Source organism: Anaerobiospirillum succiniciproducens DSM 6400 (genome assembly GCF_000482845.1).
GTDB classification, from domain to species: domain Bacteria; phylum Pseudomonadota; class Gammaproteobacteria; order Enterobacterales; family Succinivibrionaceae; genus Anaerobiospirillum; species Anaerobiospirillum succiniciproducens.
In genome coordinates, this window is record NZ_AXWV01000103.1 from 1 (window position 1) to 8,511 (window position 8,511).

The following is an 8,511-nucleotide window of genomic DNA, read 5'->3' on the forward strand; positions in this document are numbered from 1 at the left end:
TGTACCACTGCTAAGTGCCCAAATCTGCATGGACTCAAGTTGACGCTCTAAATCTTGCTTTTGCCCCTTGCTACTGACTCTACAATAGACAACTGTATTTCTATGCTCAGCTTTAACGCCCATCACTGCGCGCAAGTCTGAATCATCAAAATACCTATGTCCAGAAGGCAGGCGTTTACTAGCGATTTTACCTTCAGCCTCCCAACGTCGGATCGTAGCTGGGGTACGGCGTACCAATTTAGCAAATTGTCCAATCTTATATGTGCTCATAATAAATGTATAATAACACATTTATCTATATTTTTCAAAACTGTTAATTGCTCTTGTATAGCGGTGTTTTATCAGGAAAACACAAGGGTATGTCTGAGTAACATACTGTCACAAGCTATACATGTGTAGGATTGTGCACATAATATTGTGTAAGCTAGTCCTTGTAAGCTTGCGATGCAATTGCCGATCAGATTAAAATGATTGATCCATGGCGTTTATGTCAAAACCATATACCTAAGGAGCGGCTTGAGAGTCATCCTTGGCCAATCACTACATGTCTTACCAGACATAGAAACAGGGTTGGTTTAGCTAGTGAAGCTAGGTGATAAGTTTTAACCGAATTGCACAAAGGAGGGCGCTGCTCCAATGCATTAAGGCAGAGGTTAGTGCGTCGATTTTTTTATGAATTCAAGTCTAATTTTAGTAGTAGATGATGATAGTCAGTTACGTGAGGCTATTGTAGATACCCTCGAGCTTACTGGCTATGCATGTGTTGAGGCCTCTAATGGTGATGAGGCTCTGGATCTGCTCAATCGACGTATCGTGGATATGGTTATCTCTGACATTCAGATGGATGGCATGGATGGTCATACCTTGCTCAATTGCATTCGCGACAAGTACCCTCAGATTCCAGTACTTTTGATGACTGCGTATGCCAATATTGATGGCGCAGTTAAAGCCATGCGCGATGGTGCTATTCACTATCTGGCTAAGCCTTTTGCACCTGAGGTGCTCTTAAGCCAGGTCTCAAGATGTGTTCCAGTTAAGCGTATTACTAAGCGCGAGCCTATTTGGGCAGATGAGAGTACTGGTGAGTTACTGCAATTAGCTCTTAAAGTTGCTGCCTCCGATGCTACCGTAATGATTACCGGCCCATCAGGCTCAGGTAAGGAAGTTTTATCTCGTTACGTGCACGACAACTCAGCTCGCTCTTCTGGTCCTTTTGTTGCCATTAACTGTGCAGCTATCCCTGACACCATGCTTGAGTCAACTCTCTTTGGTTATGAGAAGGGTGCTTTTACCGGCGCTATTCAAGCTTGTCCTGGTAAGTTTGAACAGGCTCAAGGCGGTACCATCTTATTAGATGAAATCACTGAGATGGATTTAAGCCTGCAGTCTAAGCTCTTACGTGTGCTGCAGGAAAAAGAGGTGGAGCGCTTAGGTGGTCGTAAGACTATTTCCTTAGATGTACGCGTGATTGCTACCTCTAACCGCGACTTAAAGCAGGCTGTACTCGAAAACAAGTTCCGTGAGGACTTATTCTATCGTTTAAACGTTTTCCCATTACGCTGGAAGCCTTTATGCCAACGTAGCAAGGACGTGCTGCCTTTAGCTCAGTTCTTCTTAAAGCGTCATGCTACCGAGAGCTCTAAAAACATTCCTGAGCTGTCTAAAGAGGCAATAGCACGTCTTGAGGCTTACCAATGGCCAGGTAACGTGCGTGAGCTAGAGAACGTTATGCAGCGTGCTCTGATTTTAGCTAGCGGCGGTGTGATCAAGCCTAGCGATCTTATCTTAGACGACGCCATTGGCTCTCAAGATCAGCAAAGATCTATGGCTGGTATCGCTCCAACTATTGCTCAAGAGCAAGTTCAAGAGGTAGCAGATGTTCCTCCACAGCCTCAAGCACCTGTAAGCATGGGCGATGATGATTTATTAAGCCAGCATGGTATGGCCAATAACTCCATGGACATGATTAGGAATCAAAGCATTCCTAAGTCATTAGGCGGCGAGCTTAAGCAGCAAGAGTTCCAAATCATCTTAGATGCTTTAGTAGAGTGCCGTGGCAATCGTCAGGCTGTATCTGAAAAGCTTGGCATTAGCCCAAGAACTTTACGTTACAAGATCGCTAAGATGCGTGATGAAGGCATGATCATTCCAGGCTAATAGCACGCAACGATACTTTAGATAAAAGAAAAAAGCTCAGCATTTGCTGAGCTTTTTCGTTGATGGCCACTAGTTGAGGCCTGAGATGAAGAGATGTATTTCTATCTTTACTAGATCTCAGACCTAAACTTAATGAGAGCATGATTTAAGTTGACTTAGATTGCTCTTCGCTTGAGTCTTTAGCCTTGCTAGTCCTAGTGCGGCTTTTGGTACTAGTGGTAGTTTTTCTAGTACGTGGTTTCTTTACAGCTGAACTGCTAGCTGATGCAGACTTAGTGGCCCTTGTGCTGACCTTCTTGTCAGCGGCTTTATGGCCGCTCTTTGATGTAGTAGTGGATTCGCTTATCTTGCTTGCGTCTATCTCATAACTACTTGTGCTAGAACTACGGTTAGCTTGTAAGTCACTATCAGCTAACTCATCATAAGCTTTAGAGGTAACTTCATTATTGCTTAAGGATGAGATATCTCTAGGCTCTGATAGTGCATCTGATATTTTGAGCAAGGCATCCTTACTTTGGATATCTACAAGGCTATTTGGGGCATGATTTTTCTTAGCTGCATCTAAAGCATCATTCACGCTAAGCGTGGTATCAGGGGTTTCAAAAACAGCATTTAAGTCATCACTATCAGCTACGATAGTACTTGTTTTGCCATTTGATTCACTGCTTTGAGCAGCTGTAGCTTTATTCTTAGCTGCAAGCTCATCGGCAGCCATTGAGATCATGGCCTCTTTAGATAAGTTTTCAAGTTCTTGCTTTTTAAGGCGGAAGTTCTCTATAGCTTGCTCTGCAGTAATAGCATCAGAGATCGCCATTTCCTTTTCACTTTCTTGCAGCAGTTCTAATTGGCGACGTTCATTAGACTCTTTAAGCTCAGCTAACTTGTCCTTGTAGAAGGTGATAGTAAAGGTAGTTCCTTTACCCACTTCTGAGTTAATACGAATCTTACCTTGATGATAGAGTACCACACGCTTAACGATAGACAGGCCTAAGCCCGTGCCACCAGTTTGACGTGAGTGGGACTTATCTACGCGATAGAAGCGTTCAAAGATACGGTATTGCTCATCAGGGGCTATACCAATGCCGGTATCAGCAACAGTGATTAAATACTTATTGTTAGTAGTTTGCATTGAAACGGTAACGCTACCGTTTTCGCTGTTATAGCGAATAGCATTGTCTGTGAGATTGTAGATAAGCTCGTAGATGTAACGGCTTACACCGATGAACTTTATATCGGAACCTACAACACTCAGCGTAATACCATGCTCTTGAGCTTTTTCTTGTAAGTTATCAAAGACCTCGCGACAAGTTTGACTAATGGAGATAGGCTCCATAATCGCAACTTGGCCTTCATCAAGCTGTGAGAGGAAAATGATGTCTTCAATTAAGGTCTTAAGGCGGCTGCTTTGCTTATTGATACGGGAGGCAAAGTGCTTAATATCACCTGCCTTAACAAAGCCATTGGCCATCATCTCTGAATAACCAATAATTGACTGCAATGGAGTCTTAAGCTCATGAGATACGTTAGCAGTGAACTCTTGACGTTGCTTCTCAGTACGCTTCTTATCGGTTATATCTAAAATGATGATCGCATAGCCAATGCAGATGCCGCTATCTTCAATGCGGCTAAAGCGGAGCTCATAATCTCTACCATCACGGACGATATTACGGGTCTGCTTTGGTTTCTCGCTTACCTGAGCCATCATATCTTTGAGGTACTCAAAGTTATCAATAGCCAAGTAGTTTTGATTGAGGCAGTCTTCTTTTGTAACCGCGAAGATCTTACGAGCAATCTTGTTAATGGAGATGATATTGCCATCTGCATTGAGCATGATTAAGCCATCAGACATACTCTTAGTAATGGCTTGGAATTCATTAGCACGCAAACGGAGCTCTTGATACTGCTCGTCGATCTTAAGCTGCTGTGAGGTAATACGTCTTATAAACGGACGCAGCTCGTTGTACACATTATCAATGCTATTTGAGTTAGGCTTGATAGTATTGAGGTTGATCTTATCAATAGGTTCAATGATGGAGCGAGACAGCAAGGTGGCAATGTAATAGCAGAACACGATCAGAATGCACAGCAGTATTGCTAAGAATGCCATAAAGTTAAGAGTGTACAGATAGACACTGTCACTTGAGAAAGACAGGCGTAGTACATAGCCATTCTTAAGATGAATAGCATGGTAGTAAGTCTGCTTCTTGAGCGTATTAGAATAGCGGCTGATAGTACTCTTGCCCTTGTGAATAGCATCATCTACCTCTGCACGGGTGCGGTGATTATCAAGAGTATTCTCATCAAAAGCACTGTCATAAAGTATGGTGCCATCTTGGGAAATGACAGAGATACGCATCCAGGAGTAAGTGTTATCTTTGAGAAAGTCGATGCCATGCAGATCAATAGCATCGGCAATGACACTTCCAAAATTCTCAAGACGTGAGAGATCTTCTTGTGTCTTTAAGAACTGATGAATCAATACTGCTGCGATAGACAACACGGCCATCAGACCGATAGACAGTTGCAGACAGGCTTTAAAGATCTTCTTTCGCACAACTCTTTCCAACCATGGTAGGTACGCAAGTACTAGTATATAAGAGGTTAAGCTATCAAAAGTAGATAGCTAAGTGGCTATTAATTAACAAAAGAATTAACAGCACACATTGCTTTGTTAAGTCACGATCGTACTTAACAATGTATTGTTATACAAAAAATCGATTATATCCTTTGCCTTTAGAACAGGACTTAAGGCTTGTCGAACGGATAGATTCTTACACACGATCATTAAGAATTTGTTAAGCAAATGCGCGACAATTTTGACAGACAAATCCCATATATTTAGGCTTTAACCTAAAAATACTAGGATCACTAAAACAAGTTAAATTAATGATCGCGCCAAGCGAGCTAAGCACTATAAGCTGATTACAAAAAAGGCCATAAGATTAGCTCTCATGGCCTTTGTGAACAAAAGGAAATGTATGCTTAGGCCATCGGGGCCTTATAAACTCTTAGCTGCACTCGAGCTTGTAGCCTACGCCACGAACAGTCTTGATTAATGAGGCTGCATCGCCAAGCTTGGAGCGTAAAGTACGGATGTGAACGTCTACAGTTCTGTTTTCACCGTCGTAGTTGTGACCCCAAATGAGATCGAGGATTTGCTCACGGCTATAAACGCGACCTTGATGCTTGAGCAGTAAAGATAAAAGCTCGTACTCTTTGTAAGTAAGTTCAATAGAGCGATCGCCTTCTTTAACAGTATGACTGCTTTCATCTAAGGTTAAGTTGGAAGCCTCAAGCACCTTTGGCTTTTCGCTCTTGTAGCGACGTAATACAGCCTTGATACGAGCGACCATCTCCATCATGGAGAATGGCTTAGCAAGGTAATCATCAGCGCCTAAGTCTAAGGCACGAATCTTTTCGATTTCAGCGCCACGTGCAGTGGCCATGATCACTGGCAGATCGTTGGTGCGGGCGTTGCGCTTGAGGAGTTTTAACAATTCAACGCCATCATAATCTGGCAGCATTACATCAAGCATTACTAAAGAAGGGCGTTCTGTTTCAAGAGCTTTTAAGAAGCTTTGGCCATCTTCAAAGCCTTTTGCTTCAAAGCCCATAGAGCTTAGAGTGTATAAAACAATCTCGCGAATGCTGTTGTCATCTTCTACGTAAAAGATCATAGGGTCCTCGATCAGACTTAAACTCAAGCTGAAAGGTAGTAGAACACCGTTAAGTGCTAATGGTTAGTGTTGCGTTACTCTCTACTATTGTCAAGTTCAAAGGGCAAAAGAAATTTCTTTGAACTTTCAATAGCTCACTAACATAAGTCTAAATCCATTGTAAAGCCTATCTAAACTCGTGCATAGCTTTAATCATTACTTGCTATGCAATGGCTTAAAAATGGTAGCTGATGGAGCAAGCGCAACTATAAAAGATGCATTGTGTAGATAACAGGCGAAGATAGCAAAGTAGGGAGGACGTTCTAAGCGGTGGTGCTTAAGGCTGTTAACTTTGCAAAGCTAGATCGCACACAAGCAACTACTTATGGAGAATTCTGTTTGTAGCTGTAAGATTAAAGACTTACTTAAAGTAATCTTCTCTGTACAGCAAGCATAAAAAAGCAGCCAAACCAAAGAAAACCACCACAGGTGAGTAAGCTCATAAGAGCTTAGCTAATGTCTCTAAGGTCGGGCATACTTTTATTGTTGTTGTTTGAATAGCATCTTAGTTGAGAATAGTTAAGCTTGCAGTCTTACAAAAGTTAAATCTAAGTTAAATCCCACAAATATCGCCTAAATTAGCATCCGAAATAGGTATCTTAGCCATAAAACCAGACTTTATAGATACCGCCTAGCCCCAAAAATCGCTCAAATACCGACAATCTTAATAATAACTTTCATGAGCCAAACGATCAGTTAACCATTCGTAAACCACTAAATTAACCACACCTAGCATCCATACATGTAATGCATGCAGAGCTTTGAAGAATGCAAGCCAAATAGTTCAAGCGTGACTGAAGAGCCAAATAGTTCAAGCGTGACTGAAGAGCCAAATAGTTCAAGCGTGACTGAAGAGCCAAATAGTTCAAGGCCGCCTTGCTTTATCAGGCTTAAAAACGCAAAAACCCAGGATAAACCTGGGTTCTTGCTGCTAATAAATAGCGATGGATTTAGCTAGAAAGCTTATTCCTGATTTGGCTTGATGGTTGGGTAAGTAGTACCAACTAAGTCTTCAGGAGTTACACCCTCTGGAAGGTTCTCTGGGATTGAGTCTGGCATGATGATGATTGGATCTGGTAAGTCATCCATGTTTGAAGCACCATCATCACTTGGGGTGATTTCCATATACTCGTACTCGTCTGCACCTTCAACATACTCATAGCCATCAGCGTATGCATCTTGTGGAGCTACAGGAGCCTGCTCAACTGCTGCTGGCTCAGCAACAACAACTGCAGCCTCTGGAGCAACTGGGGCCTGCTCAACTGGAGCTGCAGGAGCAACTGCAGCTGGAGCAGCCTCTACAGGGGCTGGAGCGGCCTTAACAGCTGGAGCAGCTGGCTTGAGAGGAACAATGTTCATAAAGCCGTCCTGAACAGCTGCAGGAGCAACAGGAGCTACAGCAGCCTCAACAGGGGCAGCCTCAGGAGCAACTGGAGCTGGAGCGGCCTCAACAGGAGCGGCCTCAGGAGCTACAGGAGCAACTGGAGCTGGAGCGGCCTCAACAGGAGCAGCCTTAGCCTCTGGAGCAGGAACTACTTGCTGGTAGTGAACATTGCCGTAGGTCTTGGTGTTTAAAGGCTGGATCTGAACTGGCTGTACTGGAACAACCTGAACTGCCTGGAACTGACCTGGTGCAACTTCGATGTACTGGATAGTAGCTTCACCAACTGGAACAAACTGCAGTGATGGCTGGAGGCCTATTGGAGCAACAGGAGCTGGGGCGGTCATAGCTGGATGACGAACTGGAGCCTGAGTTGCCTGCTTTTGGGATGGGTAGAAGCCCTTAACCTGTGGCTGATCGATAACAACTGGATCAAAGCCCTGAACAGTTGGGTGGTCCTCTAAGATTGGCTTGAAGCCAGAAACAGAAGGAACATCCTCATAGATTGGCTTAAAGCCCTTAACCTGTGGCTGATCCTTAGCAATTACTACATTACGCTCCTTGGCAGCCTCAGCTGATACAGCCTTAACTACAGCCTCAGAAGCCCTTTGTACAGCCTCTACCTTAGCAGTGGTCTCTGGTAATGCATCACCAGCAACAGCCAGTACAGCATCGGCAGCAGCTGCAGCTACAGTCTCAGCCTTAACTAATTCTTCAGCAACTGGCTCAACAGTTTCCTTCTTGAGCTCTTCAGCGTATAACTCTGGCTGTGGAGCGGTCTCCATTGCCTTCTCTTGAGCAACAGGAGTCTCAGCAGCTTCTACAGTAGCAACTTCAACCTCAACTACATTAGCCATGGCTACGAGATCAGCAACCACTGGGAGCTCAGCGTACAGTGAGAGAGGAACCTGAGTTGTAACTTCGGCAACTGGTGCTGCAGCTACTTGAGCAGCAGCTTGCTCTTGTGCAGCGGCCTTATCAAAAGCCTCAACGGCCTCATCATCGGTAGTCTCAACTACTTCCTCAGCTACAGGTGCTGTGGCAGCCTGCTCAACAGCTGGCTTAGACTCAGGGGAAGGAGCTGCTTGCTCAGCAGCAGGTGCTGGGGCAGCCTGTTCTAAATCTGGCTTAGCTTCAGGAGCAGGAGCTGCTTGCTCAGCAGCAGGTGCTGGGGCAGCCTGTTCTACAGCTGGCTTTGCCTCAGGAGCAGGTGCGGCTTGCTCTGCAACAGGTGCTGGGGCAGCCTGCTCAACAGCT

General features: G+C 44.3%; 4 protein-coding genes and 1 pseudogene. 1 reads left to right on the top strand and 4 read right to left on the bottom strand.

The window, feature by feature from the left end; translation table 11 throughout:
• A partial coding sequence (locus H524_RS0111220) for a MerR family DNA-binding transcriptional regulator (protein WP_044121678.1) occupies positions 1–270 on the bottom strand: 270 nt, incomplete at its 3' end.
• Positions 271–672: 402 nt separating this feature from the next.
• Between H524_RS0111220 and H524_RS0111225 the strand changes: the two genes are divergently transcribed.
• Positions 673–2,157 carry a sigma-54-dependent transcriptional regulator gene (locus H524_RS0111225; protein WP_027940274.1) on the top strand — a complete coding sequence of 495 codons (1,485 nt, stop codon included), beginning with the start codon at positions 673–675 and terminating at the stop codon, positions 2,155–2,157.
• Between the two features lie 145 nt (positions 2,158–2,302).
• Here H524_RS0111225 and H524_RS15610 read toward each other — a convergent pair whose 3' ends face one another.
• From H524_RS15610 to H524_RS17465, 3 genes and pseudogenes are all read right to left on the bottom strand, one after another.
• Positions 2,303–4,711 (bottom strand): sensor histidine kinase, encoded by a 2,409-nt coding sequence (locus H524_RS15610; RefSeq protein ID WP_052339077.1) that lies wholly within the window; start codon positions 4,709–4,711, stop codon positions 2,303–2,305.
• Positions 4,712–5,165: 454 nt separating this feature from the next.
• Entirely contained in the window at positions 5,166–5,834 is a 669-nt protein-coding gene (locus H524_RS0111235) for a winged helix-turn-helix domain-containing protein (protein WP_027940275.1), read from the bottom strand.
• 1,002 nt (positions 5,835–6,836) lie between these two features.
• Positions 6,837–8,511: pseudogene (locus tag H524_RS17465) on the bottom strand (hypothetical protein); the annotation flags it as partial.